Annotated in this window: 15 protein-coding genes; 8 read left to right on the forward strand and 7 right to left on the reverse strand. The window is 70.7% G+C overall.

Annotated features, from left to right (window positions below; translation table 11 throughout):
• Positions 1 to 64 precede the first annotated feature (64 nt).
• From BLV96_RS34625 to iolD, 7 genes are read left to right on the forward strand one after another with little or no spacing between them, the layout of a single operon-like run.
• Positions 65 to 943: a TIM barrel protein gene (locus tag BLV96_RS34625; protein WP_086673737.1), complete on the forward strand. Its 879-nt coding sequence runs from the start codon at positions 65 to 67 to the stop codon at positions 941 to 943.
• Positions 944 to 966: 23 nt separating this feature from the next.
• Positions 967 to 1,962 (forward strand): sugar ABC transporter substrate-binding protein, encoded by a 996-nt coding sequence (locus tag BLV96_RS34630; protein WP_086673735.1) that lies wholly within the window; start codon positions 967 to 969, stop codon positions 1,960 to 1,962.
• Positions 1,962 to 3,005, forward strand: coding sequence for an ABC transporter permease (locus BLV96_RS34635; RefSeq protein ID WP_086673733.1), 1,044 nt, complete (start codon positions 1,962 to 1,964; stop codon positions 3,003 to 3,005). The genes BLV96_RS34630 and BLV96_RS34635 overlap by 1 nt, the downstream gene beginning before the upstream one ends.
• Positions 3,002 to 3,781 carry an ATP-binding cassette domain-containing protein gene (locus tag BLV96_RS34640; RefSeq protein ID WP_086673731.1) on the forward strand — a complete coding sequence of 260 codons (780 nt, stop codon included), beginning with the start codon at positions 3,002 to 3,004 and terminating at the stop codon, positions 3,779 to 3,781. The genes BLV96_RS34635 and BLV96_RS34640 overlap by 4 nt, the downstream gene beginning before the upstream one ends.
• The gene (gene iolC / locus BLV96_RS34645; protein WP_086673729.1) at positions 3,778 to 4,719 is read left to right on the forward strand and encodes a 5-dehydro-2-deoxygluconokinase; all 942 of its coding nucleotides are present in this window, start codon (positions 3,778 to 3,780) and stop codon (positions 4,717 to 4,719) included. The genes BLV96_RS34640 and iolC overlap by 4 nt, the downstream gene beginning before the upstream one ends.
• Positions 4,716 to 5,606, forward strand: a complete 891-nt coding sequence (gene iolB / locus BLV96_RS34650) for a 5-deoxy-glucuronate isomerase (RefSeq protein WP_086673727.1) — start codon at positions 4,716 to 4,718, stop codon at positions 5,604 to 5,606. The genes iolC and iolB overlap by 4 nt, the downstream gene beginning before the upstream one ends.
• Positions 5,603 to 7,438 (forward strand): 3D-(3,5/4)-trihydroxycyclohexane-1,2-dione acylhydrolase (decyclizing), encoded by a 1,836-nt coding sequence (gene iolD / locus BLV96_RS34655; RefSeq protein WP_208608400.1) that lies wholly within the window; start codon positions 5,603 to 5,605, stop codon positions 7,436 to 7,438. Before iolB ends, iolD begins: the two co-directional genes overlap by 4 nt.
• A gap of 33 nt (positions 7,439 to 7,471) precedes the next feature.
• Here iolD and BLV96_RS34660 read toward each other — a convergent pair whose 3' ends face one another.
• Positions 7,472 to 8,851, reverse strand: a complete 1,380-nt coding sequence (locus tag BLV96_RS34660; RefSeq protein ID WP_086673725.1) for a cytochrome P450 — start codon at positions 8,849 to 8,851, stop codon at positions 7,472 to 7,474.
• 79 nt (positions 8,852 to 8,930) lie between these two features.
• Here BLV96_RS34660 and BLV96_RS34665 point away from each other — a divergent pair, with 79 nt between their 5' ends.
• The gene (locus BLV96_RS34665) at positions 8,931 to 9,503 is read left to right on the forward strand and encodes a TetR/AcrR family transcriptional regulator (RefSeq protein ID WP_086673723.1); all 573 of its coding nucleotides are present in this window, start codon (positions 8,931 to 8,933) and stop codon (positions 9,501 to 9,503) included.
• On the opposite strand, the gene BLV96_RS34670 is transcribed toward BLV96_RS34665, so the two are convergent.
• From BLV96_RS34670 to BLV96_RS34695, 6 genes are all read right to left on the reverse strand, one after another.
• The gene (locus BLV96_RS34670) at positions 9,493 to 10,434 is read right to left on the reverse strand and encodes a hypothetical protein (protein WP_086673721.1); all 942 of its coding nucleotides are present in this window, start codon (positions 10,432 to 10,434) and stop codon (positions 9,493 to 9,495) included. The genes BLV96_RS34665 and BLV96_RS34670 overlap by 11 nt on opposite strands.
• On the reverse strand, positions 10,431 to 11,660 hold the full coding sequence (locus tag BLV96_RS34675) for an MFS transporter (RefSeq protein WP_086673719.1): 1,230 nt from the start codon (positions 11,658 to 11,660) through the stop codon (positions 10,431 to 10,433). Before BLV96_RS34675 ends, BLV96_RS34670 begins: the two co-directional genes overlap by 4 nt.
• A gap of 9 nt (positions 11,661 to 11,669) precedes the next feature.
• The gene (locus tag BLV96_RS34680; RefSeq protein WP_086673717.1) at positions 11,670 to 13,229 is read right to left on the reverse strand and encodes a galactose-binding domain-containing protein; all 1,560 of its coding nucleotides are present in this window, start codon (positions 13,227 to 13,229) and stop codon (positions 11,670 to 11,672) included.
• A 422-nt stretch (positions 13,230 to 13,651) separates the two neighbouring features.
• A complete protein-coding gene (locus tag BLV96_RS34685) occupies positions 13,652 to 14,719 on the reverse strand; it encodes an NAD(P)-binding domain-containing protein (protein WP_086673752.1) in 1,068 nt (355 codons plus the stop codon).
• 714 nt (positions 14,720 to 15,433) lie between these two features.
• Complete coding sequence (locus BLV96_RS34690; protein WP_086673750.1) at positions 15,434 to 16,660, reverse strand: diguanylate cyclase; 1,227 nt, start codon at positions 16,658 to 16,660, stop codon at positions 15,434 to 15,436.
• A 1,161-nt stretch (positions 16,661 to 17,821) separates the two neighbouring features.
• Positions 17,822 to 18,574 (reverse strand): SRPBCC family protein, encoded by a 753-nt coding sequence (locus BLV96_RS34695; protein WP_086673715.1) that lies wholly within the window; start codon positions 18,572 to 18,574, stop codon positions 17,822 to 17,824.
• Positions 18,575 to 18,577 lie beyond the last annotated feature (3 nt).

The raw sequence follows: 18,577 nt of genomic DNA on the forward strand, positions 1-18,577 counted from the left end.
GGACGCTACAAGATTAGAGCGCTCTAATCAATAGAGCGCTCCAACGGACCAACGGAGGCCCCTTGTGACAGCGACGATCCGCGTGGCCGCCGCCCCGATCTCCTGGGGCGTCTGCGAAGTCCCGGGCTGGGGCCGGGTGCTGGACGCGGCAACCGTCCTCGGCGAGATGGCGGCCCTCGGCGTCCAGGCGACGGAGCTGGGCCCGCCCGGGTACCTCCCGCGCGACCCGGCCGCGCTGCGGGAGCTGCTCGGGCAGTACGGTCTGACGCTCGTCGGCGGCTTCCTCGCCGTCGTCCTCCACGAAAACCAGGACAACGCGCTCAAGGAAGCCGAAGAGTCGGCCGCGCTGTTCGCCGCGTGCGGGGGTGACGTCCTCGTGCTCGCCGCCGCGACCGGCCTCGACGGCTACGACGACCGCCCGAAGCTCACCGACGCCGAATGGGCGACGCTCGTCGACACGGCCGGCAAGATCCGCGGCATCGCCGCCGCCCACGGCCTGCGCACCGTGCTGCACCCGCACGTCGGGACGCACGTGGAGCAGCGGGCCGAGGTCGAGCGGTTCCTCGCCGACTCCGATCTCGGCTTGTGCCTCGACACCGGGCACCTGATGATCGGCGGGACGGATCCGGTCGAGCTGGCGCAGCGGTATCCCGAACGGGTGGGGCACGTGCATCTGAAGGACGTCCGAGAAGACCTGGCGGCCGAGGTCCGCGCGGGCCGGCTCGGCTACACCGACGCGGTCGGGCGGGGCATCTACACCCCGCTCGGCGAGGGCGACGTGGACGTGGCGGCGATGGTGCGCTCCGTCCAGGCGGCGGGTTACGACGGCTGGTATGTCCTCGAACAGGACACCGCACTCGGCGCGGAGAGCCCCGACGACCTGCCCCGGCGGGACACCGAGCGCAGCCTGGCCCACCTCGCGAAGATCATCGACTCCCACTGATCCCTGGTCCCGAAGGAGTGACTGTGTTCTCAATCAAGAAGCTGGCCGGTGTGGCGGCGATCGCCGCCGCCGGGCTGGTCCTGTCCGCCTGCAGCGGCCCGAGCGCCGACAACTCGTCGAGCGGCAGCCCGAGCTCCCAGGCCGCCGCGCCGAGCACCGGCGGGCCGCTGAAGGTCGCCGTCGTCACGCACGGCAGCGCCGGCGACGCCTTCTGGAACGTCGTCAAGAACGGCGCCGAGCAGGCGGGCAAGGACCTGAACGTCGGCGTCGACTACTACTCCGACGGTGACCCGGGCAACCAGGCCAAGCTGATCGACAACGCGGTCGCGCAGAAGGTCGGCGGCCTGGTCGTCTCGATGGCGAACCCGCAGGCCCTGCAGACGTCGATCCAGAACGCGGTCAAGGCCGGCATCCCGGTCGTCACCATCAACTCCGGCGAGGACTCCAGCGCGCAGTTCGGCGCGATCGCGCACGTCGGGCAGAGCGAGGGCCTCGCGGGCCAGGGCGCGGGCCAGCGGCTGAAGGCGGCCGGCAAGACGAAGCTGCTGTGCGTCATCCACGAGGCCGGCAACATCGGCCAGAACCAGCGGTGCGACGGCGCGAAGCAGAGCTTCGGCAACGTCACCACGCTGCAGGTCGACATCTCCAACCCGACCGACGCCCAGGCCCGGATCCGCGGCGCGCTGCAGTCCGACCCGTCGATCGACGCCGTGCTGGCACTGAACTCGCAGGTCGCGGCCCGCGCGGTCGACGCCGCCAAGGAGGCGAGCTCGAAGGCGCAGGTGGCGACGTTCGACCTCAACGCCGACGTCGTCGCGGCCATCAAGGCGGGCACGATCCTCTTCGCCGTCGACCAGCAGCAGTACGAGCAGGGCTACCTGCCGATCGTGTTCCTCAAGCTGTACAAGGAAAACGGCAACACCATCGGCGGCGGCCACCCCGTCCAGACCGGCCCCGGGTTCGTCGACAAGACCAACATCGACACCATCGCCCCGTACGCGCAGCGCGGTACTCGCTGATGACCGCAGCCATCCAGGCACAGCCCGACGAGCGCGTCGCCAAGAAGAGCCTGACCGACCGCCTGGTCGTCCGGCCCGAGATCGGCGCGCTGCTGGGCGCCGTCCTCGTGTTCGTGTTCTTCTCCGTCGTCACCGGCCAGTTCCTCAGCCCGCTGGGCGTGGCGACCTGGCTCGACGACTCCTCGACCCTGGGCATCATGGCCGTCGTGGTCGCGCTGCTCATGGTCGGCGGCGAGTTCGACCTCTCGGCCGGCGTCATGACGGCGTCGACGTCGCTGGTCACCGCGATCCTGGCGACGCAGGCAGGGTGGAACGTCTGGCTCGCGCTACTGGTTTCGCTGGCCTTCGCCCTCGGCGTCGGCGCGTTCAACGGCTGGCTGGTCATGAAGACCGGCCTGCCCAGCTTCATCGTCACGCTGGGGTCGTTCCTCGCCCTGCAGGGGCTCAACCTCGGCGTGACGCGCTGGGTGACCAACACCGTCCAGGTCTCGGGCATGCGCTCGACCAGCGGCTACGAGTCGGCGGGCGGGCTGTTCGCGTCCACCTTCGACATCGGTGGCACGGAGTTCCAGTCGTCGATCGTGTGGTGGATCGTCGTCACGGCGATCGCGGCGGTGCTGCTGGTGCGGACCCGGTTCGGCAACTGGATCTTCGCGGTCGGCGGGTCGCAGGTGTCGGCCCGCTCGGTCGGCGTGCCGGTGGTGCGCACGAAGATCCTGCTGTTCATGGGCACCGCGTTCGGCGCGTGGCTGGTCGGCTCGATCAACATCCTGCGGTTCGCGAGCGTGCAGGCCAACCAGGGCATCGGGCTGGAGTTCCAGTACATCATCGCGGCCGTGATCGGCGGCTGCCTGCTCACCGGCGGCTTCGGGTCGGCGGTGGGCGCGGCGATCGGCGCGCTGATCTTCGGCATGGCGCGCCAGGGCATCGTGTTCGCGCAGTGGAACAGCGACTGGTTCATGCTGTTCCTCGGCATCATGCTGCTGGCCGCGGTCCTGGTGAACAACGCCTTCCGGCGCCGCGCGGAAAGGGTACGCCGATGAGCTTGCTGGAAGTCAAGGACATCGGGAAGACCTACGGCAGCGTGATCGCGCTGCGCGATGTGTCCACTGTGGTCAACGCGGGCGAGGTGACCTGCGTGCTCGGCGACAACGGCGCCGGGAAGTCCACGCTGATCAAGATCCTGGCCGGCGTGCACCAGCACGACCGCGGCGAGTTCCTCGTCGAGGGCGAGCCGGTCCGGTTCGCCTCCCCGCGCGAAGCCCTCGATCGCGGTATCGCGACCGTCTACCAGGACCTCGCGGTGGTGCCGTTGATGAGCGTCTGGCGGAACTTCTTCCTCGGTTCCGAGCCGACGACCGGGTTCGGCCCGTTCAAGTTCCTGGACCGGCGAAAAGGCCGCGAGACGACCAAGAAGGCGTTGTCCGACATGGGCATCGACCTGCGGGACGTCGAGCAGCCGGTCGGCACGCTCTCCGGCGGCGAACGCCAGTGCGTCGCGATCGCGCGGGCGGTGTACTTCGGCGCGAAGGTGCTGATCCTCGACGAACCGACCGCGGCCCTCGGGGTCAAGCAGGCCGGCGTCGTGCTCAAGTACGTCGCGCAGGCGCGGGACCGCGGGCTCGGCGTCGTGCTGATCACGCACAACCCGCACCACGCCTTCCCCGTCGCCGACCGGTTCCTGCTGCTCAAGCGGGGTGCGCCACTCGGGTCGTACGAGAAGAAGGACATCGACATCAACGAACTGACCCGGCAGATGGCGGGCGGTGCGGAACTGGAAGCCCTCGAGCACGAGCTGCGGCAGGTGGAGAAGGCGTGAGTCTCGAAGCGCTGACGATCGGCCGGGTGGGCGTCGACCTCTACCCGGAGCAGAGCGGTGTCCCGTTGGCCGAGGTCAGCACGTTCGCCAAGTCGCTCGGCGGGACCGCGACCAACGTCGCGGTCGCCGGCGCGCGGCTCGGCCGGCGCACGGCGGTGCTGACCAAGGTCGGGCCGGACGGCTTCGGCGACTACGTCCGGCAGGCTCTGGAAGGGTTCGGGGTGTCCCCGGCGCACGTGGGCACCTCCGGAGATCTGCAGACGCCGGTGGTGTTCTGCGAGCTGAACCCGCCCGCGGACCCGCCGTTGCTGTTCTACCGCTCCCCCATCGCCCCCGACCTCACGCTCACCGACGACGACGTGCCCTGGGACGTCGTGGAATCGGTGCCGTTGTTGTGGGTCACCGGCACGGGCGTCTCCGCCGAGCCCGCGCGAACGACCCAGCGGAAGATCCTCGAAGCGCGGGGACGTCGTGAGCACACCGTCCTGGACCTCGACTACCGGCCGATGTTCTGGCCTGACGTCGCAAGCGCGCGGGAGGAGATCGGCGGGATGCTCGACCACGTCACGGTCGCGGTCGGCAACCGGGCCGAGGTCGAAGTCGCCGTCGGCACGGCGGATCCCGACACCGCCGCCGACCGCTTGCTCGCACGCGGAGTGCGGCTGGCCGTCATCAAGAAGGGCGCCGAGGGCGTGCTCGTCGCGACGCCGGAGGGACGCTCGACCGTGCCACCGCAACGCGTCGAGGTCGTCTGCGGGCTCGGCGCGGGCGACGGCTTCGGCGGGGCATTGATCCACGGCCTGCTGTCGGGCTGGGACCCGGTGCGGATCGCCGAGTACGCGAACGCCGCGGGCGCGCTGGTCGCGTCCCGGCTGGCCTGCGCCGACGCGATGCCGGCCGCCGGGGAGATCGAGGAACTGCTGGAGGGCGCGAAGTGAGCAAGCTGCACCGTCCACTCGGGACGCTGTCCGACGACGCCGACCCGGTCCGGCTCACCCCGGACAGCGCAGGCTGGACCTACACCGGGCTGCGGGTGCTTTCCCTGGCACCCGGCGCGGTCCGGGTCCTGCACACCGGCGAGTTCGAAGCGTTCGTGCTGCCCTTGGCCGGGTCGGCGACCGTCCGGGTCGACGGGCAGGTCTTCGAACTACGCGGCCGCGAGTCGGTCTTCTCGCGCGTGACGGACTTCGCCTACGTGCCACGCGACGCCGAAGTCGAGTTGTCGACAACGGGCGGTCTCGAAGTCGCGCTGCCGATGGCGCGCTGCACCCGCCGCCTCGAGGCGAAGTACGGACCCGCCGAAGGCGTTCCGGTCGAGGTGCGCGGCGCCGGGCAGGCGACGCGGCAGGTGACCAATTTCGGCGTCCCCGGCGTGTGGGACCACGCGGACAAGCTCAACGCGTGCGAGCTGATCACGCCGGGCGGGAACTGGTCGTCGTACCCGCCGCACAAGCACGACGAAGCGACCGAATGCGAGGTCGTCAACGAGGAGATCTACTACTTCCGCATCGCCGGCCGCGACGGCGTGACCCCGTCCCGCGAAGGCTTCGGCCTGCACCGGACGTACACCGCCGACGGCGACCTCGACGAGGACGTGGCCGTGCGCGACCACGACGTCTTTCTCATCCCGCGCGGCTACCACGGGCCGTGCGTGGCCGCGCCGGGGTACCCGATGTACTACCTGAACGTCCTGGCCGGGCCGGCCGGCGAGCGCTCGATGGCGTTCTGCGACGACCCCGCGCACGGCTGGATCCGCGACACGTGGGAGTCGCAGGACCTCGACCCGCGCTGCCCGGTGACGAGCCACGAAGGGATCGTGCCGTGAAGCTGACGACGGCCCAGGCGCTGGTCCGCTGGATCCTGGCGCAGCGCTCGGAAACCCTGGACGGGCGCGAGGTTCCGCTCTTCCCCGGCGTCTTCGCGATCTTCGGGCACGGCAACGTCCTGGGGCTCGGGACCGCGCTGGAAGAGCACCGCGGCGAGATCCCGGTGTGGCGCGGGCACACCGAGCAGGGCATGGCCCTGGCGGCGGTCGGCTACGCGAAGGCCACGCACCGGCGGCAGGTCGGCGTCGTGACGTCGTCGATCGGGCCGGGCGCGCTGAACATGGTCACCGCGGCCGGCGTCGCGCACGCGAACCGGCTGCCGGTGCTCCTGCTGCCGGGCGACACGTTCACCAGCCGCGCGCCGGACCCGGTGCTGCAGCAGATCGAGCCCTTCGGCGACGCGACCGCGACGGTCAACGACGCCTTCCGCGCGGTCTCGCGCTACTTCGACCGGATCACCCGGCCCGAGCAGCTGATCTCGACGTTGCCGCAGGTCGCGCGGGTGCTCACGGACCCGGCGGACAGTGGGCCGGTGGTACTCGCACTGCCCCAGGACGTCCAGGCGGAGACGTACGACTTCCCGGACGCGCTGTTCGCCCCCGTGACGCACCGGCCGCTGCGCCCGCGTCCCGACCGCCGTCAGGTCACCGAGGCGGCCGGGGTGCTGCGTTCGTCGAAGCGGCCGTTGCTGGTGCTCGGCGGCGGCGTCCGGTACTCCGGCGCCGGGCAGCGCGCCCTCGATTTCGCCGAGCGGCACGGGATTCCGCTCGTCGAGACGACCGCGGGCCGCACCCTGGTGTCCCACGACCACCCGCTGCACGCGGGGCCACTGGGCATCACCGGCTCGTCGTCGGCGAACGCCGTCGCGGCTTCGGCCGACGTCGTGCTGGCGGTCGGGACGCGGCTGCAGGACTTCACCACGGCGTCCTGGACGGTGTTCTCCCCCGACGTCCGCCTGGTCACGCTCAACGCGGCCCGGTTCGACGCGGTCAAGCACGGCGCGCTGTCCGTGGTGGCCGACGCCGACGCGGGCCTGACGGACTTGGCCGCCCAGCTGGAGAGCTGGCGGGTGGACCCGGCGTGGACCTCACGGGCTGCCGACGAACGGGCGTCTTGGGACGCGCACATCGACTCCCTGCGCTCGGCCACTTCGGAGCTTCCGTCCTACGCCCAGGTCGTCGGGGTCGTGAACGACCTGTCGGCGGCGGACGACTACGTCATGACGGCGTCCGGCGGCCTGCCGGGCGAGCTGATCGGCGGTTGGCGCGGTTCGGGTTCGCTCTCGATGGACGTCGAGTACGGGTTTTCGTGCATGGGTTATGAGGTGTCCGGTGCGTGGGGCGCGGCGATCGCGTGGCCGGGTCTGGTCACGACGCTGCTCGGCGACGGCTCGTACCTGATGCTGAACTCGGAGCTGTTCTCGGCGGCCTTCGCGGGTCACCCGTTCGTCGCGGTCGTCTGCGACAACGACGGTTACGCGGTCATCGCGCGGCTTCAAGAGGGGCAAGGCGGGAAGCCATTCAACAACTTCTACGCCGACTGCACGACTTCGCACGCTTCACCACCACGAGTCGACTTCGCGCGGCACGCGGAGTCACTGGGTTGCCTGGTCTTCGAGGCGTCCACAGTGGACTCCCTGCGGACTGCGTACGCGTCGGCGCGCGAAGCCGCCGTGGCCGAACGACGGCCGGCCGTGGTCGTGGTGAAGACGCAGCCGTCGACGTGGACCGAAGCCGGCGCGTGGTGGGAGGTCGGCGTACCCGAGCACCTCGCGGGCCGCGACGAGTACGAGCGGGCAAAGCCGGATCAGGTGCGCTACCTCAATTCCTGACCCCGGCCGCGGGGGCGCCCCCCGTTTTCCACTTTACCGGACGGCACCGACATTTTCGGCCGCCCGGTCACGCACCCGAGGCCGCAGCGTGAACCCGCTCGGCTTGAGCGTCAACGACTCGACGATCTTCAGCTCGTAGGCCGGATCGACCTCGAAGTCATAGCGCTGCAACACCATCCCCAGCGCCAGCACGGCTTCGTGCAGCGCGAACTGGCGGCCGATGCAGGCGCGCTCGCCCGTCCCGAACGGCTTGTACGCCTGCGCCGGCCGCTTCTTCGCCGCGGCGGGCTCGAAGCGGTCCGGGTCGAACCGCTCGGGGTCCGGCCACGCCGAAGGATCGCGGTGCACCAGCGGCAGCGGCACGATCACCCAGTCGCCCTTGCGCATCCGGTACTTCCCGCCGAGCACGACGTCTTCGCTTGCTTCGCGCGAGTAACCGGGCGCGGTCGGCCAGAGCCGCATAGCCTCGTCGAGGCAGCGACGCACGTAACGCAGCTTCGCGACGTCCGAAAACGCCGGCTCGCGGTCGCCCCACACCGCGTCGACCTCCGCCCGCGCCTTCGCCAGCAACTCCGGGTGGCGCGTCAGGTAGTACAACGCGAACGACAGCGCGCCGGACGTCGTCTCGTGGCCCGCGACGACGAACGTGATGGCCTGGTTGCGGATGTTCACCGGGTCCAGGCGCTCCCCCGTCGCGGGGTGGCCTTCGGTGAGCATCAGGTCGAGGAGGTTCTCCGAGCCCTCGCGGGCTTCGATGACCTCGTCCACCAGGTCCGTCATCGTCGCGATGTCGGCCCGGTTCTGCTCGGGCGTCCCGGCGAACGCGCGTCGCACGAACGGGAGCTTGACGTTCTGCAGCTGCGCGTACCGCAGCGCGCGGATCATCGCCGTCACGAACGGGTGCGGCTCGGCGCGTTCGAACGAGCCGAACCGGTAGCCGAAGCCGGCGCGGCCGATCGTCTCCAGGGTCAGGCGGGTCATGTCGGCGGCGACGTCGACCGGGCCGTCCGCGGCGTCCCAGGCCGACGTCAGCTCGTGGGCGACTTCCAGCATCACCGGGTGGTAGCGGCGCATCGCCTCGGCGGAGAACGCCGGCTGCAGGATGTCGTGGGCCAGCCGCCAGTTCGGCTCGTGCGTGTGGGCGGTGAACAGCCCGTCACCGGCGACCGCGCGGAGGTTCTCGACGCCCATGCCGACGTGCTTGCCGAACTTCTTCTCGTCGTTCAGCTCGGTGACCAGGTCGACGCCGCCGACGAAGACGATCTCGAAGCCGAAGATCTTGCGGGTGAAGATGGGGCCCAGCCGCTCGCCGATGCGCAGCGTGTCCTGCAGCGGCGTGCGCGGGTTGGCGCCGATCAGGTCGCCGATCACCGGCAGGCGGCCCGGCCGGTGCGGAATCCCGGTGGTGTCCACGGCAAGCCCCTCTATTGAACCCGTATCCAATAGGGTCACGATGCCGCGCTACTGAACCCGTGTCAAGTAAGCTCGGGGGATGCGGACGAGGCTGAGCACCGAACAGCGTCGCGAGCAGCTGCTGGCGATCGGCGCCGGCCTGTTCGCGAACCGGCCGTACGACGAGGTGTGGATCGAGGAGGTCGCCGAGATCGCGCAGGTCTCGCGCGGCCTGCTGTACCACTACTTCCCGACCAAGAAGGACTTCTTCGCGTCGATCGTCCGCGCGCAACGCGACCAGCTGCTGCAGATGAGCGAGCCCGACCCGGCGCTGCCCGTGGCGGAGCAGCTGCGGGCCGGGCTCGACGTGTACCTCGAGTTCGCGCGCACGCACCCGGACGGCTATCGCATCGTGCACCGCGCCGCGAGCGGCGCCGACCGCGAGATCCAGGAGATCCGCGAGGCCGGGATGGCCGCGAACGCCACCCGCATCCTGGACGCGGTGAGCGTGCTGACGCCGGTCACCGAGGTGACGCGGCTGGCCGTGCGCGGCTGGCTGACGTTCGTCGCGACGACCATCCTCGAGTGGCTCGACCAGCCGAAGATCACCCAGGAGGAGCTGCGCGACCTCGGCGTCCGGACGTTGTTCGCGGCGGTCGGCGTCACCCCGTGACGGCGGGCGACGCGGCGCCCTGGACGAGTTTGCGCGGCGCGCCGGAGCCGTCCGCCGGGACCGCCCAGACGGCGTTGTCCCGCCCGTAGAGGACGGTGTGGTCGTCCTGCCACAGGGCCTGGTCGTCGACGCTCTGCTGTTCGGCCAGCTCGGTCTCCTCCAGGGTCTTGAGGTCGAGGACCGAGAGCCGCCAGACGCCGTCGCCGACCTTCTTCTTGAAGGCGACCCGGGTGGCGTCCGGGGACAGCGACGGGCACTCGACGTTCTCCCTGATGGCTTTCCCCCGGTAGCGCTTGTAGTCGGCTTCGACGAGGTACGTCTTGCCCTTGCTGCCGAGGGTGGCGTAGAAGCGGTTGCCGTCGGGGGCGAAGGTGATGCCCCAGTAGTTGACGTCGGCGGCGAAGTAGCGCTGGTCGCCGACGAACACCGGCAGCTCTTCGATCGTCTTGACGAGCCGTCCGGTGTCCACTTCGTACAGTCCGGCGCGGGTCGAAAACCCGGTCTGCGCATAGGAGTCACCGGTCACGAAGAGCGTCCAGTCGACGCGCTTGCCGTCCGGGGAGACCCGGGCGCGGCTCGGCGTGCCCGGCAGCTTCTCCGTGTGCCGGACGGCGAGGTGGTCGTCGAGGACGAGTACGTCGGTCATCGCCGGGAGCGTCCCCGGCTCGACGGCCAGGCACACCGCCGTCTGCTCCGCCACCGCGAACCGGTCGCACTTCAGGCCACTGAGCTGGGGTTTTGCTCCGGGTTCGGCCAAGGGCACCGCGCCGATGCGGCCGGACGGCGTGTCGCGGAACAACAGCTGCCCGGGCCCCAGGGTGAGCTGGGCCGCGGGGGTCGCGTCCGCGTCGTGGCGGGAGCTGACGGTGTAGACGGCGGCCGCGGCGACCAGCAGGGCCGTGCCGGCCAGGGCGAGGACGATCTTCTTCACGGGCGCACCGGTTTCGCGAGGGCGGCGGCGAGGGCGACGGCGGCCAGGCAGCCGGCGGCGACGAGCACCGCGGGCCGCAGGTCCCAGAGCGTCCAGGCCAGTCCGAAGAGGACGGAGGAGAGCATGCGGGCGACGGCCTGCCCGGTCTGCACGACGGCCATCCCGGTGGCCCGGAGGTCCCGCGGGATGAGCGGGCCGGCGGCGGCCATGAGGACGCCGTCGGTGGCCGCGTAGAAGACGCCGTGCAGGCCGAGCGCGACGACCGGGATCACCGCGTAAGCCGGACCGCAGAGCACGACCAGCGCCAGGCACAGCGCGACGTGGCCGCCGAGGAACACCGGCCAGCGCCCGACCCGGTCGGCGAGCTTGCCGAGCGGCACGGCCAGGACCAGGTACACCCCGGCGGTGCCCAGCGGCAGCAACGGGAAGAACGTCGCCGCGATCTCCCAGCGCCGTTGCAGGGCGAGGTAGACGAAGGAGTCGCCGACCGTCACCAGGCCGAGCAGCGCGGCCCAGAGCGTCACGCGCCGGAAGTCGCTCTGTTTCAGGAGGTTGAACGCGGCTTTGGCGGAGACCGCCGCCCGGTCGACGCTGCCCGGGTGGTCGCGGACGAAGAGGGCGAGCAGCAGCACGGCGATCGCCGCGACGCAGAAGCTGGTGAAGAACACGCTGGTGTAGCTGCCGAGGCTCAGCGCGAGCACGGCCATGGCGACGAGCGGGCCGAGGAACGCGCCGACCGTGTCGAGCGCGCGGTGCACGCCGAACGACCGGCCGAGCGCGGCCGGCTCGCTGGACAGCGAGATCAGGGCGTCGCGCGGGGCGGTGCGGACGCCCTTGCCGGTGCGGTCGGCGGCGAGGACGACGCCGATCGCGGCGACCGAGGAACCGGCCGCGACCAGCCCGAGCTTGCACACCGCGGACAAGCCGTACCCGAACCCGGCGACCGCCTTCAGGCGCCGCCACCGGTCGGCGAGGTGGCCGCCGAGCACCCGCACCAGGGCCGTGGCGCCGGCGTAGAGCCCGTCGAGCAGCCCGAACTGCAGCGGGTTCAGGCCGAGGCCGAGCACCAGGTAGAGCGGGAGGACGGCGGTCACCATCTCCGAGGAGACGTCGGTGACCAGGCTGACCATGCCGAGTGCCACCACGTTGGCGGACACCCGGTTGAGGGCGGGTTTCCGGTTTTCGCCGGCCGCCAGGTCCGAGGTACGGCTTGCCGCGATGTACATGCCCGGCTCCTAGTGGCAGGTGTAGGTCGGGCTGCTGTCGAGGACCTTGCCGTCGACGCCGATGAGCTGCGACTGGAACGAGGTGTCCGTCATCGACAGCTTGAGGACGCCGAAGGTCTTCAGCAGCTTGGCGGTCGTGCTGTGCGCCGGGCTCAGGTCGTAGAGGTTCGCGCCGCCGGAGCCGCCGACGATCTCGACCGGACCGTTCGCGTCCGCTTTGCCGTCGGCGTTCTGCGGGACGAACCGCTCGTAGTCGTGGTCGTGGCCGTTGAGGACCAGGTCGACCTTGTTGGCGGTCATGATGTTCCACAGCTCGGTGCTGTCGGGGTTGTCGCCGTGGTCACCCGAGCTCCAGCGCGGGTGGTGGTAGTAGGCGGCGACGCAGCCCTTCTTGTTGTTCGCCAGGTCCTGCTTGAGCCAGGTGATCTGGGGCGGCTCGGCGAAGTCGTCGTGGGTGACGAAGTCGTTGGAGTCGAGGGCGATGAAGTGCCAGTTGCCCATTTCCCAGCTGTAGTAGCGCTTTCCCTGCGGTTTGGCGATGGCGCCGAAGTAGTCCTCGTAACCCTTGAACGGCGTGTCGTCGTAGGACTCGTGGTTGCCGGGGATCGGGCGGGTGATGCTCTTGAACTTGCCCCACGTCTTGTCGTAGTAGGACTTGAAGTCCGAGAGGTGGGCGTCGTCGTACTGGTTGTCGCCCATGGTGATCACGGCGGCCGGGTTCATGTTCTCGACGAGCTTCGCGGTCTTGACGTGGGCGCAGCTCGAACTGCTGGAGGTGCAGCGTTCGGCGATGTCGCCGGCCGCGGCGAGGACGAAGCCGGTTCCGGTGCCCGCCTTGGTCTTGACGGTGATCGGGGTGCTGTTCTGTGAAGTGTTCCCGGCGGCGTCGCGCGCGCGGACGGCGTAGGTGTAGCTGGTGTCGGGGGTGAGGCCGGAGTCGGTGTAGGACGTCGTGGTGCTGGTGGCGACGGGGGTGCCGTTGCGCAGGACGTCGTACCCGGCGACGCCGACGTTGTCCGTGGCGGCGGTCCAGGTCAGGGCGGCGCTGGTGGCGGTGGTCGTGCCGGCGGTGAGGCCGGCCGGGGTCGTTGGGGCCTGGGTGTCGCCGGAGGAGTCCGTGCTGCCGAAGACCTGCATCTCCCAGAAGGAGTAGCCGTAGCTGGTGGCGCGGGTGACGCCGACGAAGCGGACGTACCGGCCGTGGGCGTTCAGGGTGAGGTCGTCGGTCTTGCCGTCACCGGCGTCGACGGAGGTGGCGGCGGTGAAGTTCGTGCCGTCGTCGGAGACTTCGATGCGGTACTTCTTGGCGTAGGCGGCTTCCCAGTTGAGAAGGACGCGGTGGATGGCGGCGGACTGGCCGAGGTCGATCCGCAGCCACTGCGGGTCGGCGCCTTCGGCGCTGGCCCAGCGCGTGGTGGTGCTGCCGTCGACGGCTTTGCTCCCGGCGTAGGACGAGCTCTCGACGGTGGAGGTGGCGACGGGTTTTCCCTGCGAGAGCAGGACATCGGCCTGCGCACTGGCCTGCGCGACGACGATCGCGGAGGGCAGCAGCGTGGCCGCGGCTAGCACGGGGACGAGTTTTCGTAGGCGGGTCGACGGCACGTCGCGCTCCTTACGGGCCTGGCGGTGGCTGGTGGGCTGCGGCGTCGGGACAAACTGTTAGGAAAGTTTCCTAACTAAGCGGACTGTATCGATGACCGGTTTCGGCTGACAAGACGTGTCTTGTCGTTGAATCGGTCAAGAGGGTGAGTTTTCGACGGTTTCCGCAGCTCAGGGCGTGTGTCGATGAGCGGGATACTGCACCGCCGTCCGGGATGGGGGTCGGATCTTTCCCGGCCGCGTCCGGTTTTGTCGGTGGTCACGGGTAGCGTGGGAACCGGGGGCAGCGCCCATCGCTTTCCCTTATTTCACGCCGAAAACTTGGGTTCTTGCTTCACCCGATCCAGCGATGATCTTCGCACAGGTGTTCGGGTAGCTTCGGATGTATGACCTCAACCGTCCGAACTCAGCAGCTTCTTGATCTCCCCGACCGCGGCCCGTCCCGCCCGGTTCGCCCCGACCGTGCTCGCCGAAGGCCCGTAGCCCACGAGGTGCAGCCGCGGCTCGCGCACCACGCGCGTGCCGTCCATCCGGATCCCGCCCCCGGGTTCCCGGACGTGCAGCGGCGCGAGGTGGTCGATCGCCGCGCGGAACCCGGTCGCCCAGAGGATGACGTCGGCGTCGAAGCGAGAGCCGTCGGCCCAGACGACCCCGTCGGGCGTGATGCGCTCGAACATGGGCCGCCGATCGAGGATCCCGGCCGCCCGCGCGGCGCGCACCTCGGGCGTCACGGCCAGATCGGTCACGCTCACCACGCTCTCCGGAGGGAGTCCGGCACGCACGCGTTCATCGACCTTCGCGACGGCGTCGCGTCCCCAGTTTTCGCTGAACGGCTCGTCCCGCCACACGGGCGGCCGCCGGGTCACCCACGCCGTCGCGCGGGCGAGAGGGGCGAACTCCATGAGTAGCTGAACGGCGGAGGCCCCACCCCCGACAACGACTACCCGCTGGCCCCGGAAGTCTTCGGGGCCGGTGTAGTCCGCCGTGTGCACCTGACGACCGGCGAAGGTGTCCTGCCCGGGGTAGCGCGGCCAGAAGGGCCGGTCCCAGGTACCGGTGGCACTGATGACGGCCTTCGCGGCCCACGATTCGACGGGGCTGTCGACTTGCAACCGCTCCCCCACCCGCGTCACGGACTGGACGTCGACGGGCCGCAGAACAGGGAGGTCATAGACGCTTTCGAAGCGAGCGAAGTACTCCGAGACGACCTCGGAGGCGGGACGCGTCACGTCCGGGCTGCCGAAGGCCATGCCGGGCAGGTCGTAGATGCCATGAACCTTGCCGAGGACGAGGGAGGGCCACCGGTACTGCCACGCACCCCCGGCCCGCTTCCCGTGGTCGAGGACGACAAAGCCGGAACCATTGGCAAACCCGGCCCGACGCAGGTGATAGGCGGCCGAGAGGCCGGCCTGCCCAGCCCCGATCACCACGACGTCGGTCTCGTGATCCGCACGGCTCATGTGAGGTTCAACGGTTACGGCCAGAGGGTATTTCGCGCCGTCCATCACACGCCGACGACCGGCGTCGGTCTTCCTGCCGCGCTCCGAACGCGCGCTTCCTCACCCCTGGCCGATGCGGCCGGCAGCACCTCAACTCACCAACCCGGCCCCCCACCTCACACGGCGACGACCGGCGCCAGCCCTCCCGCCGCGCTCCCAACCCACGCTTCCCCGCCCTCGCCGACGCGGCGGCAGCACCTCAACCCACCGACCCGGCCCCCCACCTCACACGGCGACGACCGGCGCCAGCCCTCCCGCCGCGCTCCGAACCCACGCTTCCTCACCCTCGCCGATACGGCTGGCAGCACCTCAACTCACCGACCCTGCCCTACCTCACACGGCGACGACCGGCGCCAGTCCTCCCGCCGTGCTCCGAACCCACGCTTCCTCGCCCTCGCCGATGCGGCGGTTCCCACGCCGGCAGCACCTCAATTCACCGACCCGGCCCCCTACCTCACACGGCAACGACCGGCGTCGGTCCTCCCGCCGCGCTCCGAACGCGCGCTTCCTCACCCCTCGCCGATACGGCCAGCACCACCTCAACTCACCGACCCGGCCCCCTACCTCACACGGCAACGACCGGCGTCGGTCCTCCCGCCGCGCTCCGAACGCGCGCTTCCTCACCCCCGGCCGATGCGACCGGCAGCACCTCAACTCACGGACCCGGCCCCTACCTCACACGGCAACGCGATTCCGCCCAGCGTCCTTCGCCCGATAAAGCGCGGCATCGGCCGACCGGAGCACGTCGTCCAGCGTCGGCCCCGCGTCCGGGTGGCGCGCCACCCCGATCGACACCGACAGACCGCTCACCCGGACCGTGCCGCCGCCCGTCGAGATCACCACGTTCAGCTCCCCCACCGCCGCCCGCACGCGTTCGGCGATGCCCAGCACGTCCGCGCGGCCGATGCCCGGCAGCAGCACCACGAACTCCTCGCCGCCGAACCGGCCGACCGTGTCGCCCTGGCGCACCGATCCCGAGATCGCGACCGCCACCGCGGCCAGGACGTCGTCGCCGGTCAGGTGGCCGTACGTGTCGTTGATGCGCTTGAAGTGGTCGAGGTCGATCATCAGCACCGCGAACCCGCCGCCCGCCGGGCCGCGCCGCTGCGCGCGCGTGTGTTCGCGGACCGCCGACTCGTGCCAGCCCGCCGTGTTGAGCAGGCCCGTCTTCTCGTCCGTCACCGCCGCGACCTGCAGTTGCTGTTTCAGCAACAAGTAGCGGTGCAACAGCAGCAGCGGCGCGACGACGAACACCACCAGCACCGGCTGCTCGGCCAGCGCCAGCGCGGCGAGGCCGCCGAGACAGAGCGTCGCCAGCTCGAAAGCGTTGTCCTCCCAGGTGCCGATCAGGTCGGCCGCCGAGCGCTGGCTCGTGTAGAGGTAGATGCCGGCCGCGACCAGGCCCATGTTCACCAGCTCGAACACCGCGGCGGCCAGGCAGAGCGCGAAGAGCCCCCGCGCCGACTGCAACGGCGTTCCGTGCAGCCCGGACACCGCGAGAACGGACGAAGCGGCGAAGCACGAGAGCATCGCCCAAGCCGTGCTCGCGACGAAGCGGTGCGCGGGCCGCGTACGCACCTGACGCCACACGCGCACCCACAGGTGCGTGTAGAGCACGACGGCCAGCAACGCCACCCACGCGGGCGGCAGCAGGACGACGCCGGCGAGGTACCAGACCGACGTGACGTTGATGTGGGTCTGCCCGCTCATCCACCGCCGCAGCCGCTCGATCCGGCGCGACATCTCGGCCTGCGCCACACCGAGCGCGACGAGCACCGCGAACCAGACCGGCCGCACGGGCCCGCCGAACCCACTGACCAGCGCGGTCACAGTAGCGGCGACGGCGACCAGCTCACATCCGAGCGCGTAGGCGATCCAACGGGGCTTCGCCCCGGCCCACATGTCCCAGCGCGCGGGCCAGCCCGGCCAGGCGGAAAGCGCTTCCCGGCGCACGGCGGCCTGGGCTCTCAAGAGCCGAAACCGCAGCAGTGACGGACCGGCATCGTGACGTACCCCTTGCGCGAAGTTCGGCCGACCAGGTAGCCCAGCGTAGCCGTTCCGACGACGCGCGTCGCCAGTCCGGGCGATTTGCGGGCAACGCGCCTGCCCGAAGACCCGCGCAAAGTAGATCAACCCAGCTCAGCAGTGCACGAGCGGATCATCGCCCGGGGAATCCGGCATCGAGAACGCGGGAGCGGGAACCCGCGGACGAGAACCCGGACTTGGGAACGCGGATGTGGGAATCCCACCGCAGCGATCCCACGGCTCGCGAGGACGGAGCACAATCCCCGCACCGGCCGACAGGCAAAGGTCCGGGCAGCCGCACGCCGGCCCAGCCGCGCACGCACACGAGCGCGCGACGGTCGCCGAGGCCGACGCGGATGCAGCGCGCAAAGCGGGTGCGGCTCACAGCCGGCGCCGCAGCGCACATGGGCAAGCTCCGGCGCCCGCGCGACTCCGCACCGCGAGCAACCGGGAGGCCGGCGCGGCTCGTTTGGCCAAAAGCGGGCGCACGCCGGTCAGCGCCACAGCAAGGGCGCCAACCCTCGGCACAAGCGCCCGCCCGGCGCGGCTCGCACGGCGCAAAGCGCGCCCGCTCCCAGCCAGCGCCACAGCACAGGCGGCAAACCCCAGCACGAGCACGCGCCCGGTGCAGCTCGCACGGCGCAAAGCGCGCGCACTCCCAGCCAGCACCGCACGCGGCAAACCTCAGCACGAGCACGCGCCCGATTCGGCTCGCATGGCACAAAGCGGCGCACGCCGGTCAGCACCGCAGCGCAGGCAGCAAACCTCGGCACAAGCACGCCCGATGCGGCTCGCATGGCACAAGCGGCACACACCGGTCAGGGCCACAGCACAGGCGGCAAACCTCGACACGAGCACGCAACCGGGAAGCCGGCACGGCTCGCTTGGCCCAAAGCGCGCCCACTCCCAGCCAGCCCCGCAGCCCAGGCGGCAAACCTCGGCGCCCGCCCGCCTCAGTCCTCAGGGTGGTTGCCCGCCCCACCGGATGCAGCGGGCTCGGCCGCGCAGTGCACAACCGAGCCGGCGCGGCTCAGCTCGCTACTTCCGCAGCGCCCGGATGATCGCCACCAAACCGACCACCGCCGCGATCCCCAGCAGCACCGGTGTCACCCGCTTCAGCACCGACTGCCCCGCGTAGTCGAGCAAGTCGATCGCTTCCGTCTCCGGCGCCGCCGGCACGCTCCGCAACGGCGGCCGGTCCGACGACGACGCCGGCTTGGGGTCCGTGTTGATCTCCGCCGTCGTCGGGGCCGGCTTGACCGATGGGGCCGGCTTCGCCACCGGTTCAGCCGTCGCGGTCGGCTCCGGCGTCGGTGCCGCGGCCACCGGCGACGGTGCTGGCGAAGCCGACGGGGCCAGTTTGCCCGACAGGCACCCCGCGAACGTGTCCAGGATCTTGCCGCCCACCTCGCTGATCAGCCCGCGGCCGAACTGGGCCGGCTTGCCCGTGATCGACAGGTCCGTCGCCACCGAACCGTGCGTTCCGCCCTCGGCCTCGGTCAGCGTCAACGTCACCGTTGCCGCCGCCGTGCCCGCTCCGCGGGAGTCCTTGCCCGAGGCCTTGATCGTCACCTTGTGGGCGGCGTCGTCCTTCTCCAGGAACTCGCCGTTTCCCTTGTACAACAAGGAAATCGGCCCGAGCTTGACCTTCACCGTTCCGCTGAACTTGTCGCCCTCGACCTTCGTCAGCGTGGCTCCCGGCATGCACGGGGCGACGCGCTCGGGGTCGACGACCGCCTGCCAGACCTCGCCGATCGGAGCCGGGACGGTGAATTCGTGGTCGAGCCGCACGGG

Source organism: Amycolatopsis pretoriensis (genome assembly GCF_900107925.1).
Classification (GTDB): Bacteria; Actinomycetota; Actinomycetes; order Mycobacteriales; family Pseudonocardiaceae; genus Amycolatopsis; species Amycolatopsis pretoriensis.

Bases quoted from the DNA above. Each gene is read 5' to 3' on its own strand.
- BLV96_RS34635 (WP_086673733.1), top strand. From the start codon at position 1,962: ATGACCGCAGCCATCCAGGCACAGCCCGACGAGCGCGTCGCCAAGAAG.
- BLV96_RS34640 (WP_086673731.1), top strand. From the start codon at position 3,002: ATGAGCTTGCTGGAAGTCAAGGACATCGGGAAGACCTACGGCAGCGTG.
- BLV96_RS34665 (WP_086673723.1), top strand. From the start codon at position 8,931: ATGCGGACGAGGCTGAGCACCGAACAGCGTCGCGAGCAGCTGCTGGCG.
- BLV96_RS34675 (WP_086673719.1), bottom strand. From the start codon at position 11,660: ATGTACATCGCGGCAAGCCGTACCTCGGACCTGGCGGCCGGCGAAAAC.
- BLV96_RS34685 (WP_086673752.1), bottom strand. From the start codon at position 14,719: ATGAGCCGTGCGGATCACGAGACCGACGTCGTGGTGATCGGGGCTGGG.
- BLV96_RS34690 (WP_086673750.1), bottom strand. From the start codon at position 16,660: ATGTGGGCCGGGGCGAAGCCCCGTTGGATCGCCTACGCGCTCGGATGT.